Below are 23916 nucleotides of genomic sequence, written 5' to 3'. Positions count from 1 at the left end.
ATGGCCAGCGCCACCGGCACCCACCAGTGGCGCGGCGTGATCGAGGAGTACCGCGACCTCCTCGACCTCCCCGAGGGGATGCCCGCCGTGACGCTCCGCGAGGGCGGGACGCCCCTCGTCCACTCCGAGTGGCTCTCCGGGCTCACCGGGGGAGAGGTGTGGCTCAAGGTCGAGGGCGACAACCCGACCGGCTCGTTCAAGGACCGCGGCATGACGGCCGCGATCTCCCACGCCCGGCACCTCGGCGCCGAGGCGGTCGTGTGCGCCTCGACGGGCAACACGTCGGCGTCCATGGCGGCGTACGCCGCGAAGGCACGTCTCAAGCCGCTGGTGCTCATCCCCGAGGGCAAGATCGCTGCGGGCAAGCTCGCCCAGGCGGTCGTGCACGGCGCCCAGGTGATCATGGTCCGGGGCAACTTCGACGACTGCCTGTCGATGGCCATCGGCCTCTCGAAGAGCTACTCGGTCGAGCTCGTCAACTCGGTCAACCCGGTCCGCCTGCAGGGGCAGAAGACCGCGTCGTTCGAGATCGTCGACTTCCTCGGCGACGCCCCCGACGTCCACCTGCTGCCGGTCGGCAACGCGGGCAACATCTCCGCCTACTGGCTCGGCTACCAGCAGTACGCCGACCTCGGCCGGGCCACCAAGCGCCCGAGGATGCTCGGCTTCCAGGCCGAGGGTGCGGCACCGCTCGTGACCGGTGAGCCGTTCCCCGACCCGGAGACCAAGGCGACCGCGATCCGGGTGGGCAACCCGGCGTCGTGGCACCTCGCCGAGCAGGCGGCCAAGGAGTCCGAGGGCGGCTTCGCGGCCCTCTCCGACGCACAGATCCTCGCTGCGCAGATCGAGCTCGCCCGCAACGACGGCGTCTTCGTCGAGCCGGCCTCGGCCGCGGGCGTCGCCGGTCTGCTCGTCGCGCTGGAGTCCGGCCAGGTGTTCACCGGCGCGACGGTGGCGATCACCGTCACCGGCCACGGCCTCAAGGACACCGCCACCGCGCTGGAGTCGTGCGGCGACCTGGTCGACACGGTCGTCGACGCCGACGTGGACGCGGCGGCCGCCGCAGCCGGCCTCTCCTGATGACCCAGTTCGTCGACGGGCCCGTGCGGGTCTCCGTCCCGGCGACCTCGGCCAACCTCGGCCCGGGCTTCGACAGCCTCGGCCTCGCGCTGTCGCTGCGCGACGAGCTCGAGGCGGAGGTGCTGACCGAGGGCCTGCTGGTCGAGGTCGAGGGTGCGGGTGCCGATGGCGTGCCGCGCGACGAGTCGCACCTGGTGGTCCGCTCCATGCGCGCGGCCTTCGAGCTGATGGGGGAGCAGCCGCCCGGCCTGCGCCTGACGTGCCGCAACGTCGTCCCGCACGCCCGCGGCCTCGGGTCGTCGTCCGCCGCGATCGTCGCGGGCGTCGTCCTGGCGCGGGCGCTCGTCGCGGGCGGCCAGCTGCTCGCCTCCGACGAGGCGCTCTTCGACCTCGCCGCCGACCTCGAGGGCCATCCCGACAACGTCGCCCCGGCGTTCTACGGCGGGTTCGTGATCTCCGGCCGCGAGGACGGGCACTGGTACGCCGTCCGCGCCGGGGTCGACCCCCGGGTCACCGCCGTGGTGTTCGTCCCGCCCACGGGGGTCGAGACGAAGGTCGCGCGCGGGCTGCTGCCCGACGTCGTGCCCCACGCCGACGCCGCCGCCAACTCCGGTCGCGCCGCCCTGCTGGTCGCCGCGCTCAACGGGCAGCCCGAGCACCTGCTCGCCGCGACCCGCGACTGGCTCCACCAGGACCAGCGCGAGCCCGCGATGCCCGAGACGCTGGCGCTCGTACGACGCCTGCGCGCCGAGGGCGTGCCCGCCGTCGTCTCCGGAGCCGGCCCGACGGTGCTGGCCTTCGGCTCCTCCGACATCTCCGACCTGCTGTCGCGGTGCCCGAGCGGGTGGACCCCGCACCAGCTCTCGATCGACGTCGACGGCGCGCGCCTCACCTGACCGCTCGTGCGCCGTGGAGCGGCTGGTGCCGCTCTTCCGCACCGACCGGCTCCCGGCACGCGGGGCGCCTGCTAACCTGACCGCGCGCCGATCGGCGTACCTCCCCGTCCCCGTCCTCGCGATGTCTCGAGGTCCGCGTGGACGGGACCCACCATCCGCCTCGCCGGCCGTTCGACCGGTCCGGGAGGCGACGCAACGTGCGAAGGATCCACGTGACCGAGACCCCCTCTGCTCCTGCGGAGAACGCCGCCACCAAGCCCGCCAAGAAGTCGGGCGGGCTCAGCTCCATGCTCCTGGCCGACCTGAAGTCGATGGCCGCGGGCCTCGGCATCGCCGGAGCGGGCTCGATGAAGAAGGCGCAGCTCGTCGACGCCATCCGGGCGAACCAGTCCGGTGGCGCCCCCGCCCAGCCGGCGAAGCAGACCCAGCCCGAGCAGCCGGTCCAGCAGCAGGAGCAGCCGCAGCAGAAGTCCGCGGAGCCCGCCGCGGCCGCCGAGCCGGCGCCGCAGACGACGGTGCGCACCCGCACCCGCAAGCAGCGCCAGGCCGAGCAGCAGGCCGAGCGGTCGGAGCAGCAGCCCGAGGACCGGTCCGAGCAGAAGTCCGAGCAGACGTCCGAGCAGCGCGCCGACCAGGGCTCCGAGCAGCGCTCCGAGCAGAAGCCCGACCGGTCCGACAAGCTGGACCAGAAGAAGTCGGACCGGCAGCAGGGCCAGAAGCAGGACCAGGGCCAGAAGCAGGGCAAGCAGAACCAGCAGAACCAGCAGAACAAGCAGGACCAGCAGAACAAGCAGGACCGCGACCAGAACCGCCAGGAGCAGAGCCGCCAGGACCAGCAGGCCCGCCAGGACCAGAACCGGCAGGACCAGCAGGCCCGCCAGGACCAGAACCGGCAGGACCAGCAGGCCCAGCACCAGTCCGACGACGACGAGGACGGCGAGGGCGGCAGCCGTCGCAACCGCCGCCGCCGCGGACGCGACCGGACGCTGCCCCGCCAGGGCGGCAGCCGCAACGAGCCCGACACCACGATCCTCGAGGACGACGTCCTGGTGCCGGCTGCCGGCATCCTCGACGTGCTCGACAACTGCGCGTTCGTGCGCACCTCGGGCTACCTGCCCGGCCCGGAGGACGTCTACCTGTCGCTGTCGATGGTCCGCAAGTACCACCTCCGCCGCGGTGACGCCGTGGTCGGTCAGGTGCGCCAGCCGCGCGAGGGTGAGCGTCGGGAGAAGTTCAACCCGATGGTCCGCATCGACAGCGTCAACGGCACCGAGGCCGAGGGCGCCAAGGAGCGCCCGGAGTTCGCCGACGCGGTCCCGGTCCACCCGCACCAGCGGTTGCGCCTGGCCTCGGACGCCGACCTGATCGGTCGCGTCGTCGACGTCGCCGCCCCGGTCGGCAAGGGCCAGCGGGGACTGGTCCTCGCCCCGCCGCGCACCGGCGCCACCACGCTCTTCCAGTCGATCGCCCAGTCGGTGACGGCCAACAACCCCGAGTGCCACGTGATGGTGGTGCTGGTCGACACCCGCCCGGAGGAGGTCACCGACTACCAGCGCGCCGTCAAGGGCGAGGTCGTCGCCTCGACCTTCGACCGGCAGCCGGCCGACCACACCCTGGTCGCCGAGCTGGCCATCGAGCGCGCCAAGCGCCTCGTCGAGCTCGGCCACGACGTCGTCGTCCTGCTGGACTCGCTCACGCGCCTCGGGCGGGCCTACAACCTCGCCGCACCGGCCAACGGCCGCGTCCTGGCCGGCCTCGTCGACGCCTCCGCCGTCCACCCGACGAAGGAGTTCTTCGGCGCCGCCCGCGCGGTCGAGGACGGCGGCTCGCTGACCATCCTGGCGACCGTGGCCGTCGGCACCGGCTCGGCCACCGACGAGTTCTTCCTGGAGGAGCTCGCAGGCGCCGCCAACCTCGAGCTGGTGCTCAGCGCCGAGCGCGCCGCGAAGGGCATCGTCCCCGCGGTCGACGTCGCGGCGTCGGGCACCCGGCACGAGGAGAAGCTGCTCGCCCCGGCCGAGGGTGCCGTCGTCGGCGACCTGCGCAAGCAGCTCGCCGCCGCCGACTCCCCGCAGGCCGTCACCAAGGTCGTCGGCGCCCGCTGAACCGCGGGTTCCCGAGCGGGAATCCCCGGATTGGCGCCGTTGTTCATACCGGTGGCACACTTGTGCGCCGGCTCCGGTTCACGTCACTACGCATCCACGCGGGCGACCCGGAGCAATTCGAGAGGAACACCATGAAGAAGGACACCCACCCCGAGTACGTCGAGACCCAGGTGACCTGCACCTGCGGCGCGTCGTTCACGACCCGCAGCACCGCGACCTCCGGCTCGATCCACGCCGACGTCTGCTCGCAGTGCCACCCGTTCTACACCGGCAAGCAGAAGATCCTCGACACCGGCGGCCGCGTCGCCCGCTTCGAGGCCCGCTACGCCAAGAAGGCTCCGGCCGAGACCAAGTAGGCCACGTCAGGCGCCGGTCTCCCGCTCACCGCGGGTGGCCGGCGCCTTGTCGTCTGCAGGCCGTCTGCAGGTCGTCTGCACGTACCCCCCATCTCCCCATCGACTCGAGGAGCAGCGTTGTTCGAAGCCGTCGAGGGCATGCGCGAGGAGCACGCCGACCTCGAGCGACGCCTCTCGCTCCCCGAGACCCACGCCGACCAGCGCCTCGCCAAGCAGCTCAACCAGCGCTACGCCGAGCTGACGGCCGTCGTGACGACCTGGCAGGAGTGGCTCCGCCTCGGCGACGACATCGAGGCGGCCCGCGAGCTGGCCTCCGACGACCCCGCCTTCGCCCAGGAGGCCGACGACCTCACCAAGCGGCGCGACGCCGCGGGTGAGCGGTTGCGCCGGCTGCTGGTGCCCCGCGACCCGACCGACGGCAAGGACGCGCTGCTGGAGATCAAGTCGGGGGAGGGCGGTGAGGAGTCCGCGCTCTTCGCCGGCGACCTCCTGCGGATGTACTCCCGCTACGCCGAGACCCGCGGCTGGAGCGTCGAGGTGCTCGACGCCACCGAGTCCGACCTGGGCGGCTACAAGTCCGTCACCGCGGCAGTCAAGGCCCGGGGCACCGTCGAGCCCGGCCAGGCGCCGTACGCCCTGCTGAAGTTCGAGGGCGGCGTGCACCGCGTCCAGCGCGTGCCGGTCACGGAGTCGCAGGGTCGGGTGCACACCTCCGCCGCGGGCGTGCTGGTGATGCCCGAGGCCGAGCAGGTCGACGTCGAGATCAACGACAACGACCTGCGCATCGACGTCTACCGCTCCAGCGGCCCCGGTGGGCAGAGCGTGAACACCACCGACTCCGCCGTCCGCATCACCCACCTGCCCACCGGCATCGTGGCGAGCTGCCAGAACGAGAAGAGCCAGCTCCAGAACAAGGAGTCGGCCATGCGCATCCTCCGGGGTCGCCTGCTGCAGGCCGCCCAGGACGCCGCCGACGCCGAGGCCAGCGACGCACGCCGCTCGCAGGTGCGCACGGTCGACCGCTCCGAGCGGATCCGCACCTACAACTACCCGGAGAACCGGATCTCCGACCACCGCACCGGCTACAAGTCCTACAACCTCGACCATGTGCTCGACGGCGACCTCCAGCCGGTCCTCGACTCCTGCGTGGAGACCGACATGGCTGCGCGTCTCGCGGCGCTGGAGAGCTGAGGTGCGGCCCAGCCAGGCGCGTCGCGAGGCGGCCGCCCGGCTCCGGGACGCCGGCGTCGCCTCGCCCGAGCGTGACGCCGACCTCCTCCTCGCCCACGTGCTCGACGTGCCGCTCGGCCGGTTGCCGTTGCTCGACGACCTCGGGGTGGGGGAGCAGGAGCAGTACGACGCCCTGCTGCAGCGCCGCGCGGCCCGCGAGCCGCTGCAGCACCTCACCGGCACCGCGGCGTTCCGCCACGTCGAGCTGGCCGTGGGGCCCGGGGTGTTCGTGCCGCGCCCCGAGACCGAGCTGCTCGCCGGGTGGGCGATCGAGCAGGCGCAGTCCCTCACCGGGGCGCCGGTGGTGGTCGACCTGTGCACCGGGTCGGGCGCGATCGCCGCGGCCGTCAAGGACGAGGTGCCGCACGCCGACGTGCACGCGGTCGAGATGAGCCCCGACGCGTTCCGCTACGCGGAGACCAACCTCGCCCCCTTCTCCGGGGTCGACCTCCGGCTCGGCGACGCCTTCGAGGCCTTCGACGACCTCGCCGGCACCGTCGACGTCGTCGTGTGCAACCCGCCCTACATCCCGCTGGAGGCCTGGGAGTCCGTCGCCGTCGAGGCACGCGACCACGACCCCCACCTCGCGCTCTTCTCGGGGCAGGACGGGCTCGACGCCATGCGGCTCCTCGAGCGCCGGGCGGCCGCCCTCCTCCGCCCAGGGGGAGTGGTGGGGGCCGAGCACGCCGACGTCCAGGGCGCCTCGGCGCCGGCCGTCTTCACCGCGACCGGGCGGTGGCTCGACGTGCGCGACCACCTCGACCTCGCGGGTCGACCGCGCTACACGACCGCGCGACTGGCACGATGAGCGGCGTGGACAGGCTTGCGACCTCGACCGAGGAGGAGCGGGAGGCGGCAGTGACCGCCGCCGCCGGCGCCGTACGACGTGGAGACCTCGTGGTCATCCCCACCGACACCGTCTACGGCATCGCCGCCGACGCGTTCTCCCACGAGGCCGTACGACGCCTCCTGCAGGCCAAGGGCCGCGGCCGCGAGATGCCGCCGCCGGTGCTGGTGTCCGCCGCGACCACCCTCGACGCGCTCGCCGAGACCGTGCCGCCGTGGGCGCGCACGCTGGTCGAGGAGTTCTGGCCGGGCCCGCTCACCCTCGTCTGCCGCCAGCAGGGCTCGCTCATGTGGGACCTCGGGGAGACCCGCGGCACGGTCGCGGTGCGGATGCCCGACGACGAGGTGGCCCTTGCCGTCCTCGAGCGCACCGGTCCGCTGGCGGTCAGCTCGGCCAACCTCACCGGCCGCCCCGCCGCCACCGACGCCGACCAGGCCGAGGAGATGCTCGGCGACGTCGTGTCGGTGATCGTCGACGCCGGCGCGTCCCCGGGCGGCGAGGCCTCCACGATCATCGACGTCACCGTGCCCGAGGGCCGGGTGCTGCGTCTCGGCGCGCTGTCGCTGGAGCAGCTCAACGCGGCGATCGAGGAGCACGGGGTCGTGCTCGAAGACCAGGGCTAGGCCGGATGCGGGAGTACCTCCTCGTCTTCCTGGTCGCCCTGTCGGTGACCTACCTGCTCACGGTCGTCGCGCGGGAGATCGCGCTGCGCACGGGAGCCGTCGCGGCGGTCCGTGACCGCGACGTCCACGCCGAGCCGATCCCCTACCTGGGCGGGCTGGCCATGCTCGGGGGGCTCTACGCGGCCTACCTCGTCGCCCGACACCTGCCGTTCCTGTCCACCAGCGAGGAGTTCGTCTTCCCCGACGCAGGGGCGGTGCTCCTCGCAGGTGCGCTCGTCTGCGCTGTCGGGGTGATCGACGACATCTTCGAGCTCGACGCGCTCACCAAGCTCGGCGGGCAGGTGCTCGCCGCCGGCCTGCTGGTCACGCAGGGCGTGCGGTTCTACTACTTCCCGGGCGCCGACGGCACGCAGTTCTCCCTCGACGACGTGCAGGGCGCCGTGCTCACCCTCCTCGTGGTCATCGGCACGATGAACGCGGTCAACTTCGTCGACGGCCTCGACGGGCTGGCGGCGGGCGTGGTGGGCATCGGCGCTGCGGCGTTCTTCCTCTACTGCTACTTCGCCTCCGCGCAGGCCAACCTCACCCTGGCCACGACCGGCGCCCTGCTGAGCGCCGCCCTCGCGGGGGCGTGCGCGGGCTTCCTGCCCCACAACTTCCATCCGGCCCGACTCTTCATGGGCGACTCGGGCTCGATGCTGATCGGGCTCGTGCTGTCGGCGAGCGCGCTGACCCTGACCGGGCAGTTCGTCGGCATGCCGGAGACGACCGGCAACAGCCTGTTCGTGACCGTGCTGCCGGTGCTGCTGCCGATCTCGCTGCTGATGGTGCCGATCGTCGACCTGGTCCTGGCCGTCGTACGACGCACGCGTGCGGGTCGCTCGCCGATGAGTGCCGACAAGCAGCACCTGCACCACCGCCTCCTGGAGATCGGCCACTCGCAGCGGCGCGCGGTGCTGATCATGTGGATGTGGGCCTTCACGATCGCCACCGGCGCGGTGCTGGTGAGCCTGTTCGACGACCCGTTGGTCTGGTGGAGCCTCGGCACGATGATCGTCCTGACAGTGGCCCTCACCTTCGTGCTGCCGAAGCTGCACCGCCCCCGCAAGACCGGCCTCGGTGACACCGGGCTGCCCGAGAACGCCTCGGTGGAAGGACGGGTCGAGGGGCACGCGGACGAGCCCGTCCCCGGCCCCTGATTTCAGCGCGCCGAGGACTTTGTGATAGTTTTCACGAGCAGGGACGCACCGACCGTAGAGACCAGACAGGCCGCCGACATGACGACCGAGAGCAGCGCGAGCACCCGCCGCAGCAGCCTCGTTCCGGGCGTCCGGGTCGTCGCTCGAGCAGCCGCCCTGACCGCGCTCACGGGGGTCGTCCTGGTGGTCGTCGCCGCCGTGGTGCACGGGGGAGAGGCGGCCGCTGCCGCCGCCGTCGGCGCCGGCCTGGTGATCCTCGTGGTGTCCTTCGGAACGCTGTCGCTGCACGTCGTCGCGAGCGCGATGCCCACGGCGTCCCTCCTCGTCGCGCTGGTCACCTACGTGACCCAGCTGGCGATCGTGCTGCTGGTCTTCCTCGCCATCACCCGTGGCGACGCGTTCTCGAGCGACCAGGCGCGCGGCTGGCTGGCCGCAGCGATGGTGCTCGCCACGCTCGTGTGGACGGCTGCGCACCTCGTGCTCACCGCACGCGAGCGAGCGCCCTACTTCGACCTCCCGCCCGGGGGTGAGTCATGAGCACCGCGACTGATAATGTCCGCAGCGCAATGGCCGAGTCCGGTGCCACTTCCTCCCAACCGTCACGCAGCAGTGCTCCCAGCTACCTGGTGGCCGGGGTGCTGTTCTACGGAGCGGTCGGTTGGCTCCTGGACCAGTGGCTGGGCACCCGCTTCCTGGTGGCGGCGGGGGTCCTGCTCGGCGGAGCACTTGGCACGTACATGATGATCGTGCAGCTCAAGCGGCAGACCGCCGCGCAGGAGACGCACGCCAGCACCACGACGAGCGACAAGACGAGCAGCGAGGAGTCGGAGTGAGCATCACCCAGCCTGTGGCGGCAGAGGGCGGTTCGGGCTTCCACCCCCCGGGCCCCGGGAGCTTCGAGCTGCCTCCGATCTTCGGTGACGTCACCAAGCCGATGGTGCTGCTCACCCTGTCGGCCGTGCTGATCTTCGGCTTCTTCTACCTCGCCGCGCGCAACGCCTCGCTGGTGCCGGGTCGGCTCCAGTTCGCAGGCGAGATGGTCTACGGCTTCGTGCGCAACAACGTGGCCCGCGACAACATCGGGTCCGAGCACTACATGAAGTTCGTGCCCTACCTCTTCACGTTGTTCTCCTTCATCCTGGTGAACAACTACTACGGCCTGGTCCCGTTCCTGCAGTTCCCGAGCTTCTCGCGCATCGGCTTCATCGTCCCGATGGCCCTGCTCACGTGGCTGGTCTACGTCGGCGCCGGGGTCTGGAAGCACGGCCCGCTCGGCTACCTCAAGCACGCCACGATGCCGTCCGGCGTCAAGGGCCCGATCCTGCTGCTGCTGGTGCCGCTGGAGTTCTTCTCCAACATCATCATCCGACCCGTCACGCTGACGCTGCGACTCTTCGGCAACATGTTCGCCGGCCACCTGCTGCTGATCCTGTTCGCCACGGGTGGATGGGCGCTGCTGTCCAGCGGCAACCTCCTCTACGGCGCGGTCGGCATCCTCTCCTTCGGCCTCGGCATCGGCGTCAGCTTCCTCGAGATGCTGGTCATGTTCCTGCAGGCCTACGTCTTCACCCTCCTGACCTCCATGTACATCGGTGAAGCGCTCGCCGACGAGCACTGATCCGCACCACCCCACAAGTTTCGCCAAACAGCGGCGCGAGAGACGCGTCGCCGACGAAAGGAAAAGCCGTGGAAGGCTCCATCAACCTGGTCGGTCTCGGCCTGTCCGCCATCGGTCCCGGCGTAGGCATCGGCCTGATCTTCGCCGCGTTCATCTCCGGTGTCGCCCGCCAGCCCGAGGCCCAGAGCCGTCTGCAGTCGATCGCCATCCTTGGCTTCGTTCTTGCCGAGGCGCTCTTCATCATCACCGTCGCGCTCGCGTTCGTCCTGCCTCTCTGACGACCGCCGCACCCAGCTCTAGACCGTAGGAGTTCGACTCATGGACCACATCGTCCTGGCGGCGGCGGAGGGAGAGACCCACAGCCCGGTAATGCCGGTCTGGTCAGAGGTCATCCTCGCCTTCATCGTCTTCGCGATCCTCTATGTGCTCGTCACGAAGTTCGTCGTCCCGATGTTCGAGAAGACGTTCGCCGAGCGCACGGCGGCCATCGAGGGTGGGCTCAGCGCGGCCGAGACCAAGCAGGCCGAGGCCGACGCCAAGCTCGCCGAGCTCGAGAAGCAGCTCGCCGACGCCCGGCACGAGGCCGCGCGCATCCGTGAGGAAGCGCGTGAGCAGGGTGCCGCGATCATCGCCGAGATGCGGGAGCAGGCCCAGGCCGAGTCCACCCGCATCGTCGAGCACGGCAAGACCCAGATCGAGGCCGAGCGCCAGCAGGCGGTCACCTCGTTGCGTGCCGAGGTCGGCGCCCTCGCGACCGGCCTGGCCGGTCGCATCGTGGGCGAGAGCCTCGACGACGAGGCTCGCCAGAGCCGTGTCGTCGACCGGTTCCTCTCCGAGCTCGAGGCACAGAACGGCACCACCTCGGGGAGTGTCAACTGATGATGCGAGGAGCGTCTGCCGACGCCTACGCCGCAGCCGCCGAGGCCCTTCCGGGCTCCGGCGACCTCGGCAAGGTGGCTCAGGACCTGTTCGGAGTCGCGGACCTGGTCCGTTCCGAGCCGGGCCTGCGGCGCGTCGCCACGGACGCGTCGGTGCCCGGTGAGGCCAAGGCGGAGCTGCTCCGCGGCGTGCTCACGGGGAAGGTCTCGACCGAGGCCCTCGACGTGGTGAGCGCGGCGGTCTCGCAGCGCTGGAGCGCCGGGCGCGACCTGCCCGACGCCCTGGAGGAGCTGGGCGTCGTGGCAGCGGTCCGCTCGACCGGCAGCGACGTCACCCGCCTCGAGGACGAGATCTTCGCGGTGGGACGGCTCGTGCAGGCCAACCCGGAGCTGCGCGACGCGCTCGCCGACCCTGCTCGCAGCCGCGACGACAAGTCGGCCCTCATCAGCGGCCTGCTGGGCGACAAGGTCCTTCCCGCGACCATCGCCCTCGTGCAGCAGTCGCTCTCGGGCAGCCACCGCACGGTCACCGTGGCCCTCGCCAGCTACCAGAAGGTGGCCGCCGAGGTCCGTGGGCAGGGCGTGGCGACGGTGCGCGTCGCGCAGCCGCTCGCCCAGGACGAGCGCGACCGGCTGGCCGCGGCCCTCGCACGCACCTATGGTCGCGAGGTGCACCTCAACGTCATCGTGGACCCCGACGTCATCGGCGGCATCCGTGTCGAGATCGGCGACGACGCCATCGACGGCACCGTCTCCACCCGCCTCGACGAGGCCGGGCGCAAGCTCGCCGGCTGACCGTGACCGACATCCAAGAACTTTTCGAGCAGACCCAGAGAACAGGTGAGATGAAATGACGGAGCTGTCCATCCGTCCGGACGAGATCCGCGACGCTCTTCAGCGCTTCGTGTCGGACTACAAGCCCGAGTCGGCCAGCAAGGAAGAGGTCGGGACCGTGGCCGAGGCCGCGGACGGCATCGCCCGTGTCAGCGGCCTTCCCTCGGTGATGGCCAACGAGCTGCTCGAGTTCGAGGACGGCACGCTCGGCCTCGCACTGAACCTCGACACCCGCGAGGTCGGCGTCGTGGTCCTGGGCGACTTCGACAAGATCGAGGAGGGCCAGGTCGTGCGTCGCACGGGCGAGATCCTCTCGGTCCCCGTCGGTGACGGCTACCTCGGCCGCGTGGTCGACCCGCTCGGCACCGCGATCGACGGTCTGGGCGAGATCACCCCGCTCGAGGGCCGCCGCGCGCTGGAGCTCCAGGCTCCCGGCGTCATGGTGCGCAAGTCGGTGCACGAGCCCCTCGCCACCGGCATCAAGGCGATCGACGCCCTGACGCCCATCGGCCGCGGCCAGCGCCAGCTGATCATCGGTGACCGCTCGACCGGCAAGACCACGATCGCCATCGACACGATCATCAACCAGAAGCAGAACTGGGAGTCCGGCGACCCGGACAAGCAGGTGCGCTGCATCTACGTCGCGATCGGTCAGAAGGGCTCGACCATCGCCGCCGTGCGTGGCGCCCTCGAGGAGGCCGGCGCGCTCGAGTACACCACCATCGTGGCCTCGCCCGCGTCCGACTCCGCCGGGTTCAAGTACCTCGCCCCCTACACCGGCTCGGCCATCGGCCAGCACTGGATGTACGAGGGCAAGCACGTCCTCATCGTGTTCGACGACCTGACCAAGCAGGCCGAGGCCTACCGCGCCGTGTCGCTGCTGCTGCGTCGTCCGCCGGGCCGTGAGGCCTACCCCGGCGACGTGTTCTACCTGCACAGCCGGCTCCTCGAGCGCTGCGCGAAGCTCTCCGACGACATGGGCAAGGGCTCGATGACGGGTCTGCCGATCATCGAGACCAAGGCCAACGACGTCTCGGCGTTCATCCCGACCAACGTCATCTCGATCACCGACGGCCAGATCTTCCTGCAGTCCGACCTGTTCGCGGCCAACCAGCGCCCCGCCATCGACGTGGGTGTCTCGGTCTCGCGAGTGGGTGGCTCGGCGATGACGAAGGCGATGAAGTCCGTCACCGGCTCGCTCAAGGTCGACCTGGCGCAGTTCCGCGCCATGGAGGCCTTCGCGATGTTCGCCTCCGACCTCGACGCCGCCTCGCGCCAGCAGCTGGACCGCGGCCAGCGCCTGATGGCGCTGCTCAAGCAGCCGCAGTACTCGCCGTACCCGGTCGAGGAGATGACGGTCTCGCTGTGGACGGGCACCTCGGGTCGGCTCGACAACGTGCCGACCGACGACGTGCTGCGCTTCGAGAACGAGTTCCTCGACTACCTGCGTCGCAGCCACGAGGGCATCCTCGCCGGCATCCGCGAGAGCCTGAAGTTCGAGGACTCGACCGAGGACCAGCTCGCTTCGGCCTACGACTCCTTCCTCGACCAGTTCGAGACTTCCGACGGTCAGAACATCAAGGCCGGCAAGGAAGAGCACGTCGCTCTCGAGGACGAGGACGTCGAGCAGGAGCAGATCGTCAAGCAGAAGCGGGGCTGACGCAATGGCTCTCTCGGTACGCGAGTACCGCGCGCGGATCAAGTCGACGGAGTCGATGAAGAAGATCACGCGTGCCATGGAGCTCATCGCCGCGTCCCGGATCATCAAGGCGCAGCAGCGGGCCCAGGCCGCGGCTCCCTACGCCCGTGAGCTGACCCGAGCGGTGTCGGCCGTGGCGACGTACTCCAACGTCGACCACGCCCTCACCCTCGAGCCGGAGGACCCGAAGAAGGCGGCGATCCTCATCGTCACCTCCGACCGTGGTCTCGCCGGTGCCTACTCCTCGAGCGTGCTCAAGGAGGCCGAGCGGCTCATCGAGAAGCTCAAGGGCGAGGGCAAGGAGGTCGACCTCTACGTCTCCGGACGCAAGGGCGAGGCCTACTTCAAGTTCCGCCAGCGCTCGATCATGCAGGCATGGACCGGCTTCTCCGACCAGCCGACCTACGACGTCGCGGCCGAGATCGGCGCCGCGCTGATCGCGGCCTTCCTCGCCGACGCGGAGGACAGCGAGTCCGACGTCGAGGCCGTCGACGAGGTCCACGTGGTCTACACGCGGTTCCGCTCGATGCTCAGCCAGGAGCCGACCGCCGTACGCCTGCTGCCGCTGGAGGTCGTCGAGGGCACCGAGGCCCCCGACAAGGCCGACCTGCTGCCGCTCTACGAGTTCGAGCCGTCTCCCTCGGAGGTGCTCGACTCACTGCTGCCGCGCTACGTCCAGAGCCGGATCTTCTTCGCCCTGCTGCAGGCGGCCGCGTCCGAGCTGGCCGCTCGCCAGAAGGCGATGAAGTCCGCCACGGACAACGCCGACGAGCTCATCAAGAAGTACAAGCGCATCGCCAACCAGGCCCGCCAGGCTGGCATTACCCAAGAGATCAGCGAGATCGTCGGTGGCGTCAACGCCCTTGCCGACGCACAAGCCGGGAGTGAGTGAACATGACTGCCACTGTTGAAGAGACGACCACCGAGAGCAAGGGCGGCGCCGTCGGCCGCATCGCCCGGGTCATCGGCCCCGTCGTGGACATCGAGTTCCCGACCGACTCGATGCCCGCCATCTACAACGCCCTGACCTGCGAGTTCGAGCTGAGCGGCGAGACCAAGTCGATCATCCTCGAGGTCGCCCAGCACATCGGTGACGGCATGGTCCGCGCCATCTCGATGAAGCCGACCGACGGCCTGGTCCGCGGCGGCCAGATCACCGACACGGGCGGCCCGATCACGGTCCCCGTCGGCGACGCGACGCTCGGCAAGGTGTTCAACACCACCGGTGACGTGCTCAACCTCGAGGAGGGCGAGACCTTCGAGCCCGCCGAGCGCTGGGGCATCCACCGCAAGGCGCCGGCGTTCGACCAGCTGGAGTCGAAGACCCAGATGTTCGAGACCGGCATCAAGGTCATCGACCTGCTCACCCCCTACGTCCAGGGCGGCAAGATCGGCCTGTTCGGTGGTGCCGGTGTCGGCAAGACCGTGCTCATCCAGGAGATGATCGCCCGCGTCGCGAAGGACCACGGTGGTGTGTCGGTGTTCGCCGGTGTCGGCGAGCGCACCCGTGAGGGCAACGACCTCATCGTCGAGATGGAGGAGGCCGGCGTCCTCGGCCAGACCGCCCTCGTCTTCGGCCAGATGGACGAGCCGCCGGGCACGCGCCTGCGGGTCGCCCTGTCCGCCCTGACGATGGCGGAGTACTTCCGCGACGTGCAGAAGCAGGACGTGCTGCTCTTCATCGACAACATCTTCCGCTTCACGCAGGCCGGTTCCGAGGTCTCCACGCTGCTCGGCCGCATGCCGTCCGCCGTGGGCTACCAGCCCAACCTGGCCGACGAGATGGGTCAGCTGCAGGAGCGCATCACCTCGACGCGTGGTCACTCGATCACGTCGCTCCAGGCGATCTACGTCCCCGCCGACGACTACACCGACCCGGCCCCTGCCACGACGTTCGCCCACCTGGACGCCACGACCGAGCTGTCACGCGAGATCGCCTCGCTCGGCATCTACCCGGCCGTGGACCCGCTGACGTCGACGTCGCGCATCCTCGACCCGCAGTACATCGGCGACGACCACTACCGCTGCGCGGTGCGGGTCAAGCAGATCCTGCAGCGCAACAAGGAGCTCCAGGACATCATCGCGATCCTCGGTGTCGACGAGCTCTCCGAGGAGGACAAGATCATCGTGTCCCGCGCCCGTCGCATCCAGCGCTTCCTGTCGCAGAACACCTATGTCGCCAAGCAGTTCACCGGCATCGAGGGTTCGACCGTCCCGGTGGCCGACACCATCGAGGCGTTCAACAAGATCGCTGACGGCGAGTACGACCACGTGGCCGAGCAGGCCTTCTTCATGTGCGGCGGTCTGGACGACGTCGAGCAGAAGTGGGCCGAGATCCAGAAGAGCCTCTGATGGCCGGGTCGTCCGACAAGGTCCTCCAGGTCGAGCTGGTCGCTGCCGACCGGCTCGTCTGGTCGGGCCAGGCCACCATGGTCATCGCCCGCACGACCGAGGGCGACGTCGGCATCCTGCCCAACCACGCTCCGCTGCTGTCGTCGATCATCGAGGGCGTCGTGGACGTGCAGACCGCCGAGGGCGAGACCTGGATCGCGGCCGTCGACGCCGGCTTCCTGTCGGTGGCCGACAACCGCGTCTCGATCCTGGCCGAGCGGGCCGAGATGTCGCACGAGATCGACCTGGAGAAGGCGCGCGAGGAGCTCGAGCGCTGCAAGGCGGCCGGTGAGAACGACGACGAGGCGCAGGAGAAGCTGCGTCGCGCCGAAGCACGCATCCGCGCCGTGGAGCGGGCCTCCTGACGAGGCCCGAAACTCGACCGCTAGGGTGAGCGCACGAACCGCTGGGTTCGTGCGCTCACTGCGTTCGGAGGGTGTGGATGCCGGTCTGGGAATGGGCGCTCGACATCGTCGGGCTGTGCCTTCTCCTCGCCCTGCTCTACGGCATCGCCCTCATCGTCCGGCGCCGTCTCCTGGCGCGGCACGGCGGCACCTTCGAGCTGAGCTACCGCGCACGATCCGAGCACCCGGGCCGCGGCTGGCTGCTGGGCATCGGCCGTTACTCCGGCCAGTCGCTGGAGTGGTTCCGGATCTTCTCGCTGTCACCGCGTCCCAAGCGGGTGTGGGCCCGCGACCTGCTGGAGTACGTCAATCGCCGCTCGCCGGCGGGCGCGGAGGAGATGTCGCTCTACGACGGCCACGTCGTGGCGGCCTGCCGCTACGACGACGATCCCCTGGAGATCGCGATGAGCGAGGCCTCGCTCACCGGCTTCCAGTCCTGGCTCGAAGCCGGCCCGCCCGGCACCGACTGGAACCGCCGCTAGTCACACCGGCGGCGGCACCGGCCCCGTCGAGCCGCCCACCCGCATCCGGACCGGCAGCAGCACGTCGTCGACGACCTCGCCGGCGATGCGCGACAGCACGGCGCGCGCGGTCGCCCGTCCCTTCTCGGCCAGCGGCTGCACGACGGTCGTCAGCTCGAGGTCGAGCCACGGCGTCGCGACCCCGTCGAAGCCGGCGACGCTGACGTCGCGGGGGACCGCCATCCCGCGTCGTCGCGCCTCGAGCACCACCCCCGCGGCCTGGACGTCGCTCTGGCAGACCACGGCCGTCGCCTCGCCGCCGCCGTCCCACCACGCGCCGACGGCGCGCTGCGCCGCATCGAGGTCGCTGGCGCACGGGCCGATCACCTCCGCGTCCGGGTAGACGTCCCGCAGCCCGGCCTCGCGCTCGCGCTGGGGGTGCGACGGGTCGAGGGTGAGCGTCGCGACCCGGCGGTGCCCCAGGTCGTGCAGGTGCCGGGCGACGTCCGCGGCGCCGCGACGGTGCTCCACGTCGACGTACGTCGCTCCGGGCCAGGCCGGGCCCTCGACGACGACCAGGGGCACGCCGCGGGCCACCAGGTCGTCGTACGGGCCCCAGGTCTCGCACCCGCAGATGTCGTAGATGACGGCGTCGAGGGGGAGTCCGGCGTGCTCGTCGCCGTCCGGCATGAGGAGCAGGCCGAGCCCCGCGGCGTCGAGGACCTCGGAGACGGCGTCGAGCATCGGCAGCGCGGCCGGGTCGCGGAAGGCGGTGCTGAGCCGACCCACGGCGACGCCCACGACGCCGCTGCGACCGCGGCGCAGGTTGCGGGCCAGGGGATTGGGACCGGCGTAGCCCAGCGCTCCGGCAGCGGCCAGCACCCGGTCGCGCGTCTCCGCGGAGACCGGCTTGTTGCCGGAGAAGGCCAGGGAGGCGGTGGAGAGCGACACGCCCGCGGCAGCCGCGACGTCGACCATGGTGGGGGTTCGGGTTGGACCGGACACGTTCCGGACGATAGCATCGAAACGATTCGATCGAAACGTTTCGCCCATGTACCCGAGGAGCAGCGCCGTGCCCACTTTGACCGCCGCCCGCAATGCCGTGGGGCTGACGTTCTTCCTCAACGGGCTGGTCTTCGCCAGCTGGGTCTCCCGCATCCCCGAGGTGCGCTCGAGCTTCGACCTCACCAACGGGCAGCTCGGCCTCGTGCTGCTCGCGATCGCGCTGGGCTCGGTGCTGGCGCTGCCGACGACCGGCGCCGCCATCAACGCCATGGGCACGGTGCGCATCGTCCGCATCGGTGCAGGTGCAGCGACCCTCGGGATGGTGGCTGCCGCGATCGGCCTGGGCGACCTGCTGCCGCTGACGGTTGCCGGGCTCTTCGTCTACGGGCTCGGCATCGGCGTCTGGGACGTGGCGATGAACGTCGAGGGTGCCGAGGTCGAGCGCGGCCTGCAGCGCACGATCATGCCGCGCTTCCACGCCGGCTTCAGCGGGGGCACGGTGGTCGGCGCCCTGCTCGGGGTGCTGCTGATCGAGCTCGGGGTGCCGGCCCTGGTGCACCTCGTGGGGATCGTCCTGCTGGCCATCGTGCTGGTGTGGCGCACGTCCCCGTCGTTCCTGCCCGTGGTGGAGCGCCACGAGGAGAGCGCCCCCTCGGCGGCGCGCGCCTGGCTCGAGCCGCGGACGCTCCTGATCGGCGTCATGGTGCTGGCCCTGGCGATGACCGAGGGCACGGCCAACGACTGGCTGGCCGTCGCGCTGGTCGACGGTCACGACGTCTCCCACGCCGTGGGCGTGGCCGGGTTCGCCGTCTTCGTGCTGGCGATGACTGCGGGCCGCTTCGCCGGGACCGGCCTCATCGACCGGTTCGGCCGCGTGGCGGTGCTGTGGGGCACGATGGCGCTCGCCGGCGCCGGCGTCCTGCTGATCGTGCTCACCGAGCAGCCGGCTCTCGTCGTGGTCGGCATCGTGCTGTGGGGAGTGGGCGCCTCGCTCGGCTTCCCGGTCGGCATGAGCGCCGCCGCCGACGACCCGGTCCGGGCCGCGTCGAGGGTCAGCGTGGTGTCGACCATCGGCTACGCGGCGTTCCTCGCCGGCCCGCCACTTCTCGGCTTCGTCGGCGACGAGGTCGGGACGCTGAAGGCGCTGCTGGTCGTCGCCGTGCTCCTGATGCCCGCGGCGCTGGTCGTGCCGGCGGCCCGCGAGCAGCGCGGCGTCCGGTCCGGCCAGCCGGTCGGCTAGGCCCGACCGGCCTGTCGCCGACGCTTGTCGACGTACATCGCGGCGTCTGCGGCGGCCTCGGTCTCGACGATGGTCCCCACGCGCTCCAGCGTGGCAGCGCCGATGCCGGCAGACAGCCCGGCCCCGGCCAGCTCGGTGCGGATCCGGTCGGCGTAGACGGCGACCTGCGACGCCGTGGTCTGGGGACACAGGATCCCGAACTCGTCCCCGCCGAGCCTCGCCACCACGTCGGTCTGCCGGGACGACCCGCGCACGATCCCGGCGGCCCGGCGGAGCATGGCGTCACCGGCGGCGTGACCGTCCCGGTCGTTGACCTGCTTGAGGCCGTCGAGGTCGATCATCACGATGCTCGCGTGGTCGCCCAGGCGGTGGTGGCGCGTCTGCTCGGTCTCGCAGGCACGCTGCCACGAACGCCGGTTGCGCAGCCCGGTGAGCGCGTCGGTCTCCGACTCCAGGAGGGTCAGCTCGAGGCGACGGGCCAGGGACACGGCGCGGCCGTCGAGGTTGCGGACCACGCTGAGCAGGTGGCCGAGCAGCTGCAGCTGCGGGCCGAGCTCGGTGAAGGAGTCGGGGCGGGCCTCGGGGTCGATGCCGCAGATGGTGCCGAAGAGCGTCTCGTCCTGGTTGTAGACCGGGATGCCGACGTAGCTGGTGACCGCCAGGGCACGCGCCGCGCGGTTGGAGGCGTAGGCCGGGACCCGGGAGATGTCCGGGGCGACGCCCGGAGCCCCGTTGACCCACATCTCGTGGCAGAGGGAGTCCTCCCAGGCGGGGCCGTCACCGACGCCCAGCCCGAAGTCGTTGTCGGGCGTGACCTCGAGGTAGACCTGCCGGCCGTCGATCACGCGCGACACGGTCCAGAACTCCATCGGCACCTGGGCCTGCAGGTAGTCGAGGACCAGCCGAGAGGCGTCCTCGAAGCTGGTCATCGTGGCGAGCGCCGGCGGTGGCGCAAGGACAGGGCTCTGCGTGGGCACGCGTCTCCTCGAACGTGTCGGCGGAAGGTCCGGAGTCATTGTCACCGCAACGGGCCGACCGCGCAGGCGATGCGACGGAAACGTCAGCGTTCGCCGCCGGGCACCCACAGGACGTCGCCGTTCTCGCGGTTGGCGTGGCGGGCGAGGATGAAGAGCAGGTCCGAGAGGCGGTTGAGGTAGGTGATCGCGAGGACGTTCATGGTGTCCTCGTGCTCGGCCCACGCAGCCCACCCGGCCCGCTCGGCACGGCGTACGACGGTGCGCGCGACGTGGAGGTGGGCGGCCGCGGTCGTCCCGCCGTTGAGGATGAACGACCGCAGGGCCGGCAGGGCCTCGTTGTAGTGGTCGCACCAGGCCTCGAGCCGGTCGACGTAGTCCTGCTCGATCCGCAGCGGCGGGTACTCCGGGTCCGCGACGACCGGGGTGCAGAAGTCGGCGCCGACGTCGAAGAGGTCGTTCTGCACGCGGGTGAGCACCGCGACGACGTCGTCCTCGAGACCGCCCTGGGCGAGGGCGACACCGATGTGGGCGTTGCCCTCGTCGACGCAGGCGTAGGCCTCGAGGCGCAGGTCGGTCTTCGTGGTCTCGCTCATGTCGCCGAGCCGGGTGCGGCCGGCGTCGCCGGTGCGGGTGTAGATACGCGTCAGGTTGACCATGCAGCGAGCCTAGTCGCGTGGACTCGCCGAAAAGGTGAGGCATCGAAGCAACCGAACGGGGTACAACTGCGTCAGGAACAGTGACAGCAGTCACAGTCGGGCGTCGGGGGACGCCGGTGAGGAGCACACCGGATGGACATCGTCTCGGACATCGTCGCGAACGGGCACGTGATCGCGCTGCACGGGGACTTCGACGTGCGCAGCACGTGGGAGGTCCGCAACGCCATCTACGAGTGCATCGACGTCCACGACGACGACGTCGTCATCGACATGACCGACGTCTCCGCGATCGACGCGACCGCCCTGCGCCTGCTCGCGGTCGCCACCCGCCACGCCTGGCTCGCCGGCCACCACCTGACCGTCCGCAACCCCGGCCCGGCTGTGCGCCGGATGGCGCACCTGACCAGGCTCGCCCACGCCATCGAGGTCGAGCGGGTCGCCGCGACCGCCTGAGCGTCGCTGCAGGGCACCACGGGCTGAGGCATCCGTCACACGTCCGACCCGGTGACTGGCGGGTAACCGTCGTCCTACCCTGTCGAGCATGACCGAGACTGGTGAGCCGGACCGCCCCGTCAAGGACCGGCCCTGGGTGATGCGCACCTACGCCGGCCACTCCACGGCCGAGGCGTCCAACGCGCTCTACCGCACCAACCTCGCCAAGGGCCAGACCGGTCTCAGCGTCGCCTTCGACCTGCCGACGCAGACCGGCTACGACCCGGACAGCCCGCTGAGCCGCGGCGAGGTCGGCAAGGTCGGCGTACCGGTCCCGCACCTGGGCGAGATGCGCAAGCTCTTCCACGACATCCCGCTGACCGGGATGAACACCTCGATGACCATCAACGCGACGGCCATGTGGCTGCTCGCGATGTACCAGGTCGTGGCGGAGGAGCAGAACCCCGACCTCTCGCCCGACGAGGTGGCCCACCAGCTCGCCGGCACGACCCAGAACGACATCATCAAGGAGTACCTCTCCCGGGGGACGTACGTCTTCGGGCCCGAAGCCTCCCTGCGCCTGATCGGCGACATGATCGCCTACACGGTCCACGAGATCCCGACGTGGAACCCCATCAACATCTGCAGCTACCACCTGCAGGAGGCCGGCGCGACGCCCGTGCAGGAGCTCGCGTACGCCATGTGCACCGCGATCGCGGTGCTCGACCAGGTGAAGGGGGCCGGCCAGGTCTCCGACGACGACTTCGAGAAGGTCGTCGGCCGGATCTCGTTCTTCGTCAACGCCGGCGTCCGGTTCGTCGAGGAGACCTGCAAGATGCGGGCCTTCGTGCAGCTGTGGGACGAGATCACCCGGGAGCGCTACGGCGTGACCGACCCCAAGATGCGCCGCTTCCGCTACGGAGTGCAGGTCAACTCGCTCGGCCTCACCGAGGCCCAGCCGGAGAACAACGTCCAGCGGATCGTGCTGGAGATGCTCGGCGTGACGCTGTCCAAGGACGCCCGCGCCCGGGCCGTTCAGCTGCCCGCCTGGAACGAGGCGCTCGGCCTGCCGAGGCCGTGGGACCAGCAGTGGTCGCTGCGCTTCCAGCAGGTGCTCGCCTTCGAGTCCGACCTGCTCGAGTACGACGACATCTTCGCCGGCAGCCACGTGATCGAGGCCAAGGTCGCCGAGCTGGTCAAGGGCGCCAAGGCCGAGATCGACCGCGTGCAGGCGATGGGCGGGGCGATCGCTGCGGTGGAGTCGGGCTACATGAAGCAGAACCTCGTGTCCGCGCACGCCGCCCGCCGGGCCCGCATCGAGTCCGGCGACGAGGTCATCGTCGGCGTCAACAGGTTCGAGACCACCGAGCCCTCGCCTCTGACCGCCGACCTCGACGGCGCCATCATGGCCGCCGATCCCGCTGCCGAGCAGGCAGCCCTCGACTCCGTCGCGGCCTGGAAGGCACAGCGCGACGAGGCCGAGGTCGCCGCGGCGCTGTCGGCGCTGGCCGAGGCCGCCAAGACCGACGCCAACCTGATGAAGCCGACCCTCGTCGCGGCCCGGGCGGGCGCGACGACGGGGGAGTGGGCCGGCACGCTGCGCGAGGTGTTCGGCGAGTTCCGGGCTCCCACCGGCGTCAGCGGTGCCGTGGGTGTCGCAGAGGCCGGGGCCGACCTCACCGCCGTACGTGACCGGGTGCGGGCGACCGCCGAGGAGCTGGGCGGCCGGCTGCGGGTGCTGGTCGGCAAGCCGGGGCTCGACGGTCACTCCAACGGCGCCGAGCAGGTCGCCGTACGTGCGCGCGACGCGGGCTTCGAGGTGATCTACCAGGGCATCCGGCTCACGCCCGACCAGATCGTCGCGGCGGCCGTGGCCGAGGACGTGCACCTCGTCGGGCTCTCGATCCTCTCCGGCTCGCACATGGAGCTGGTGCCCGACGTGCTCGACGGGCTCGCGGCCGCGGGGCTCGGCGACCTCCCGGTGATCGTGGGCGGCATCATCCCGGCCTCCGACGCCCGGGCACTGATCGAGCGCGGGGTGGCCGCGGTCTACACCCCCAAGGACTTCGGGTTGACCGGGATCATGGGTGGCTTCGTGGACGTGATCCGCGCGGCCCACGGGTTGGACGACGATAGGTAAGGCTGCCCTTACCCTCTGCTACCCTCCCCGCGTGGGCAAGCAGGACAAGAAGGACAAGAAGGCACGGGCCAAGGTCGACACCTCGGTCCAGCTGACGATGCGCAAGCTCCCCAAGACCGAGTGCTGCGTGTCGAAGAAGCGCTGCCAGCGGTGCCCCCTGCGCATGCTCAAGGAGGGCACCCTGCCCGTCGGCTACACCGTCCACAAGCGCAAGCTGGTGCGGCTCGACGGCAAGAAGGTCACCAAGAAGAAGCTTGCCAAGGCAGCCTGACCCGAGCCTGACCCGTCCCCCCGACAGAGGAGCCCCCGTGCCCGCCACCCGCTTCGTCGCGCAGCTCAACGCCCAGATCGGCAACGAGCTCGCCGCCCACAACCAGTACCTCGCCTGCGCCATCTACTACGACGCGCTGACCATGCCCCGCATGGCGGCGTTCTTCTACGAGCAGGCGCTCGAGGAGCGCGGGCACGCCATGATGATGGTCCAGTACCTCGTCGACACCGACTCCGAGGTCGTCATCCCGGCCGTCGACGCGCCGACCTCGACCTTCGCCGACCTCGTCGCCCCGGTCGAGCTGGCCCTCGCCCAGGAGCGCACGGTCACCGACCAGGTCAACGGCCTGCTGCGCATCGCGCGCGAGGAGAGTGACTTCGCCTCCGAGCAGTTCATGCAGTGGTTCATCAAGGAGCAGGTCGAGGAGGTCGCGACCATGAGCGACCTGCTGGCGGTCGCGACCCGCAACCGCGACGACATCGAGGACATCGAGGAGTACGTCGCCCGTGAGCACGGCGGCGAGGGCGAGGACCCGACCGCGCCGCGCCAGGCCGGCGCCGGAGGCTGACAGACT

Annotated in this window: 27 protein-coding genes; 24 read left to right on the top strand and 3 right to left on the bottom strand. The window is 70.8% G+C overall.

Going from position 1 to position 23916, the window contains the following annotated elements:
• The 19 genes from thrC (at position 1) to AC1DP1_RS06460 (ending at position 16642) form a co-directional block, all read left to right on the top strand.
• Positions 1-1080, top strand: a complete 1080-nt coding sequence (gene thrC, locus AC1DP1_RS06550) for a threonine synthase (RefSeq protein ID WP_477506177.1) — start codon at positions 1-3, stop codon at positions 1078-1080.
• The gene (thrB, locus tag AC1DP1_RS06545; protein ID WP_477506176.1) at positions 1080-1976 is read left to right on the top strand and encodes a homoserine kinase; all 897 of its coding nucleotides are present in this window, start codon (positions 1080-1082) and stop codon (positions 1974-1976) included. Before thrC ends, thrB begins: the two co-directional genes overlap by 1 nt.
• 212 nt (positions 1977-2188) lie before the next feature.
• A complete protein-coding gene (rho, locus tag AC1DP1_RS06540) occupies positions 2189-4081 on the top strand; it encodes a transcription termination factor Rho (protein WP_477506175.1) in 1893 nt (630 codons plus the stop codon).
• Positions 4082-4212: 131 nt separating this feature from the next.
• Positions 4213-4437: a 50S ribosomal protein L31 gene (gene rpmE / locus AC1DP1_RS06535; RefSeq protein WP_191195131.1), complete on the top strand. Its 225-nt coding sequence runs from the start codon at positions 4213-4215 to the stop codon at positions 4435-4437.
• Between the two features lie 117 nt (positions 4438-4554).
• Positions 4555-5628, top strand: coding sequence for a peptide chain release factor 1 (prfA, locus tag AC1DP1_RS06530; protein ID WP_477506174.1), 1074 nt, complete (start codon positions 4555-4557; stop codon positions 5626-5628).
• 1 nt (position 5629) lies between these two features.
• Positions 5630-6475, top strand: coding sequence for a peptide chain release factor N(5)-glutamine methyltransferase (gene prmC / locus AC1DP1_RS06525; protein WP_477506173.1), 846 nt, complete (start codon positions 5630-5632; stop codon positions 6473-6475).
• Between the two features lie 5 nt (positions 6476-6480).
• On the top strand, positions 6481-7137 hold the full coding sequence (locus tag AC1DP1_RS06520; protein WP_457186989.1) for an L-threonylcarbamoyladenylate synthase: 657 nt from the start codon (positions 6481-6483) through the stop codon (positions 7135-7137).
• Between the two features lie 5 nt (positions 7138-7142).
• A complete protein-coding gene (locus AC1DP1_RS06515) occupies positions 7143-8336 on the top strand; it encodes an MraY family glycosyltransferase (RefSeq protein WP_300051392.1) in 1194 nt (397 codons plus the stop codon).
• Positions 8337-8414: 78 nt separating this feature from the next.
• Positions 8415-8873, top strand: coding sequence for a hypothetical protein (locus AC1DP1_RS06510; RefSeq protein WP_477506172.1), 459 nt, complete (start codon positions 8415-8417; stop codon positions 8871-8873).
• A complete protein-coding gene (locus tag AC1DP1_RS06505) occupies positions 8870-9169 on the top strand; it encodes an AtpZ/AtpI family protein (protein ID WP_457186985.1) in 300 nt (99 codons plus the stop codon). Before AC1DP1_RS06510 ends, AC1DP1_RS06505 begins: the two co-directional genes overlap by 4 nt.
• Positions 9166-9954 (top strand): F0F1 ATP synthase subunit A, encoded by a 789-nt coding sequence (atpB, locus tag AC1DP1_RS06500; RefSeq protein WP_457186983.1) that lies wholly within the window; start codon positions 9166-9168, stop codon positions 9952-9954. The genes AC1DP1_RS06505 and atpB overlap by 4 nt, the downstream gene beginning before the upstream one ends.
• Before the next feature lie 68 nt (positions 9955-10022).
• Positions 10023-10232: an ATP synthase F0 subunit C gene (gene atpE, locus AC1DP1_RS06495; RefSeq protein ID WP_030482691.1), complete on the top strand. Its 210-nt coding sequence runs from the start codon at positions 10023-10025 to the stop codon at positions 10230-10232.
• A gap of 40 nt (positions 10233-10272) precedes the next feature.
• Positions 10273-10833, top strand: a complete 561-nt coding sequence (locus tag AC1DP1_RS06490; RefSeq protein ID WP_457186981.1) for a F0F1 ATP synthase subunit B — start codon at positions 10273-10275, stop codon at positions 10831-10833.
• Complete coding sequence (locus tag AC1DP1_RS06485) at positions 10833-11627, top strand: F0F1 ATP synthase subunit delta (protein WP_477506171.1); 795 nt, start codon at positions 10833-10835, stop codon at positions 11625-11627. Before AC1DP1_RS06490 ends, AC1DP1_RS06485 begins: the two co-directional genes overlap by 1 nt.
• 55 nt (positions 11628-11682) lie before the next feature.
• Positions 11683-13326 (top strand): F0F1 ATP synthase subunit alpha, encoded by a 1644-nt coding sequence (gene atpA / locus AC1DP1_RS06480; protein WP_477506170.1) that lies wholly within the window; start codon positions 11683-11685, stop codon positions 13324-13326.
• Between the two features lie 4 nt (positions 13327-13330).
• Positions 13331-14257, top strand: a complete 927-nt coding sequence (locus AC1DP1_RS06475; RefSeq protein WP_477506169.1) for a F0F1 ATP synthase subunit gamma — start codon at positions 13331-13333, stop codon at positions 14255-14257.
• Positions 14258-14259: 2 nt separating this feature from the next.
• The gene (atpD, locus tag AC1DP1_RS06470; protein WP_457186973.1) at positions 14260-15717 is read left to right on the top strand and encodes a F0F1 ATP synthase subunit beta; all 1458 of its coding nucleotides are present in this window, start codon (positions 14260-14262) and stop codon (positions 15715-15717) included.
• On the top strand, positions 15717-16121 hold the full coding sequence (locus AC1DP1_RS06465; protein ID WP_300051412.1) for a F0F1 ATP synthase subunit epsilon: 405 nt from the start codon (positions 15717-15719) through the stop codon (positions 16119-16121). The genes atpD and AC1DP1_RS06465 overlap by 1 nt, the downstream gene beginning before the upstream one ends.
• A 77-nt stretch (positions 16122-16198) precedes the next feature.
• Positions 16199-16642, top strand: coding sequence for a DUF2550 domain-containing protein (locus AC1DP1_RS06460; protein ID WP_457186970.1), 444 nt, complete (start codon positions 16199-16201; stop codon positions 16640-16642).
• On the opposite strand, the gene AC1DP1_RS06455 is transcribed toward AC1DP1_RS06460, so the two are convergent.
• The gene (locus AC1DP1_RS06455; RefSeq protein ID WP_457186968.1) at positions 16643-17626 is read right to left on the bottom strand and encodes a LacI family DNA-binding transcriptional regulator; all 984 of its coding nucleotides are present in this window, start codon (positions 17624-17626) and stop codon (positions 16643-16645) included.
• 67 nt (positions 17627-17693) lie between these two features.
• Between AC1DP1_RS06455 and AC1DP1_RS06450 the strand changes: the two genes are divergently transcribed.
• A complete protein-coding gene (locus AC1DP1_RS06450) occupies positions 17694-18866 on the top strand; it encodes an MFS transporter (RefSeq protein WP_457186966.1) in 1173 nt (390 codons plus the stop codon).
• Here AC1DP1_RS06450 and AC1DP1_RS06445 read toward each other — a convergent pair.
• Positions 18863-19843 (bottom strand): sensor domain-containing diguanylate cyclase, encoded by a 981-nt coding sequence (locus AC1DP1_RS06445; RefSeq protein ID WP_477506168.1) that lies wholly within the window; start codon positions 19841-19843, stop codon positions 18863-18865. The genes AC1DP1_RS06450 and AC1DP1_RS06445 overlap by 4 nt on opposite strands.
• Before the next feature lie 83 nt (positions 19844-19926).
• Positions 19927-20499, bottom strand: a complete 573-nt coding sequence (locus tag AC1DP1_RS06440; protein WP_457186962.1) for a cob(I)yrinic acid a,c-diamide adenosyltransferase — start codon at positions 20497-20499, stop codon at positions 19927-19929.
• A 132-nt stretch (positions 20500-20631) separates the two neighbouring features.
• Between AC1DP1_RS06440 and AC1DP1_RS06435 the strand changes: the two genes are divergently transcribed.
• The 4 genes from AC1DP1_RS06435 to AC1DP1_RS06420 all read left to right on the top strand — a co-directional run bounded on the left by AC1DP1_RS06435 (position 20632) and on the right by AC1DP1_RS06420 (position 23910).
• On the top strand, positions 20632-20952 hold the full coding sequence (locus AC1DP1_RS06435; RefSeq protein ID WP_477506167.1) for an STAS domain-containing protein: 321 nt from the start codon (positions 20632-20634) through the stop codon (positions 20950-20952).
• 88 nt (positions 20953-21040) lie between these two features.
• Positions 21041-23071: a protein meaA gene (locus AC1DP1_RS06430; RefSeq protein WP_477506166.1), complete on the top strand. Its 2031-nt coding sequence runs from the start codon at positions 21041-21043 to the stop codon at positions 23069-23071.
• A 31-nt stretch (positions 23072-23102) separates the two neighbouring features.
• Positions 23103-23342 (top strand): hypothetical protein, encoded by a 240-nt coding sequence (locus tag AC1DP1_RS06425; RefSeq protein WP_300051436.1) that lies wholly within the window; start codon positions 23103-23105, stop codon positions 23340-23342.
• Positions 23343-23379: 37 nt separating this feature from the next.
• Positions 23380-23910: a ferritin gene (locus AC1DP1_RS06420; protein ID WP_477506165.1), complete on the top strand. Its 531-nt coding sequence runs from the start codon at positions 23380-23382 to the stop codon at positions 23908-23910.
• Positions 23911-23916 lie beyond the last annotated feature (6 nt).

The organism is Nocardioides sp. P4_G10 (assembly GCF_056401175.1).
The sequence above is the reverse complement of the archived record's forward strand: the minus strand, read 5'-3'. Positions and strand labels throughout refer to the sequence as shown.

Excerpts from the sequence above, each read along its gene's own strand:
- atpA (WP_477506170.1), top strand. The coding sequence starts at position 11,683 with ATGACGGAGCTGTCCATCCGTCCGGACGAGATCCGCGACGCTCTTCAG.
- thrB (WP_477506176.1), top strand. The coding sequence starts at position 1,080 with ATGACCCAGTTCGTCGACGGGCCCGTGCGGGTCTCCGTCCCGGCGACC.
- AC1DP1_RS06465 (WP_300051412.1), top strand. The coding sequence starts at position 15,717 with ATGGCCGGGTCGTCCGACAAGGTCCTCCAGGTCGAGCTGGTCGCTGCC.
- atpD (WP_457186973.1), top strand. The coding sequence starts at position 14,260 with ATGACTGCCACTGTTGAAGAGACGACCACCGAGAGCAAGGGCGGCGCC.
- AC1DP1_RS06460 (WP_457186970.1), top strand. The coding sequence starts at position 16,199 with ATGCCGGTCTGGGAATGGGCGCTCGACATCGTCGGGCTGTGCCTTCTC.
- AC1DP1_RS06430 (WP_477506166.1), top strand. The coding sequence starts at position 21,041 with ATGACCGAGACTGGTGAGCCGGACCGCCCCGTCAAGGACCGGCCCTGG.
- AC1DP1_RS06490 (WP_457186981.1), top strand. The coding sequence starts at position 10,273 with ATGGACCACATCGTCCTGGCGGCGGCGGAGGGAGAGACCCACAGCCCG.
- AC1DP1_RS06505 (WP_457186985.1), top strand. The coding sequence starts at position 8,870 with ATGAGCACCGCGACTGATAATGTCCGCAGCGCAATGGCCGAGTCCGGT.
- AC1DP1_RS06485 (WP_477506171.1), top strand. The coding sequence starts at position 10,833 with ATGATGCGAGGAGCGTCTGCCGACGCCTACGCCGCAGCCGCCGAGGCC.
- AC1DP1_RS06510 (WP_477506172.1), top strand. The coding sequence starts at position 8,415 with ATGACGACCGAGAGCAGCGCGAGCACCCGCCGCAGCAGCCTCGTTCCG.
- rpmE (WP_191195131.1), top strand. The coding sequence starts at position 4,213 with ATGAAGAAGGACACCCACCCCGAGTACGTCGAGACCCAGGTGACCTGC.
- thrC (WP_477506177.1), top strand. The coding sequence starts at position 1 with ATGGCCAGCGCCACCGGCACCCACCAGTGGCGCGGCGTGATCGAGGAG.
- AC1DP1_RS06440 (WP_457186962.1), bottom strand. The coding sequence starts at position 20,499 with ATGGTCAACCTGACGCGTATCTACACCCGCACCGGCGACGCCGGCCGC.
- AC1DP1_RS06515 (WP_300051392.1), top strand. The coding sequence starts at position 7,143 with ATGCGGGAGTACCTCCTCGTCTTCCTGGTCGCCCTGTCGGTGACCTAC.
- AC1DP1_RS06475 (WP_477506169.1), top strand. The coding sequence starts at position 13,331 with ATGGCTCTCTCGGTACGCGAGTACCGCGCGCGGATCAAGTCGACGGAG.
- AC1DP1_RS06435 (WP_477506167.1), top strand. The coding sequence starts at position 20,632 with ATGGACATCGTCTCGGACATCGTCGCGAACGGGCACGTGATCGCGCTG.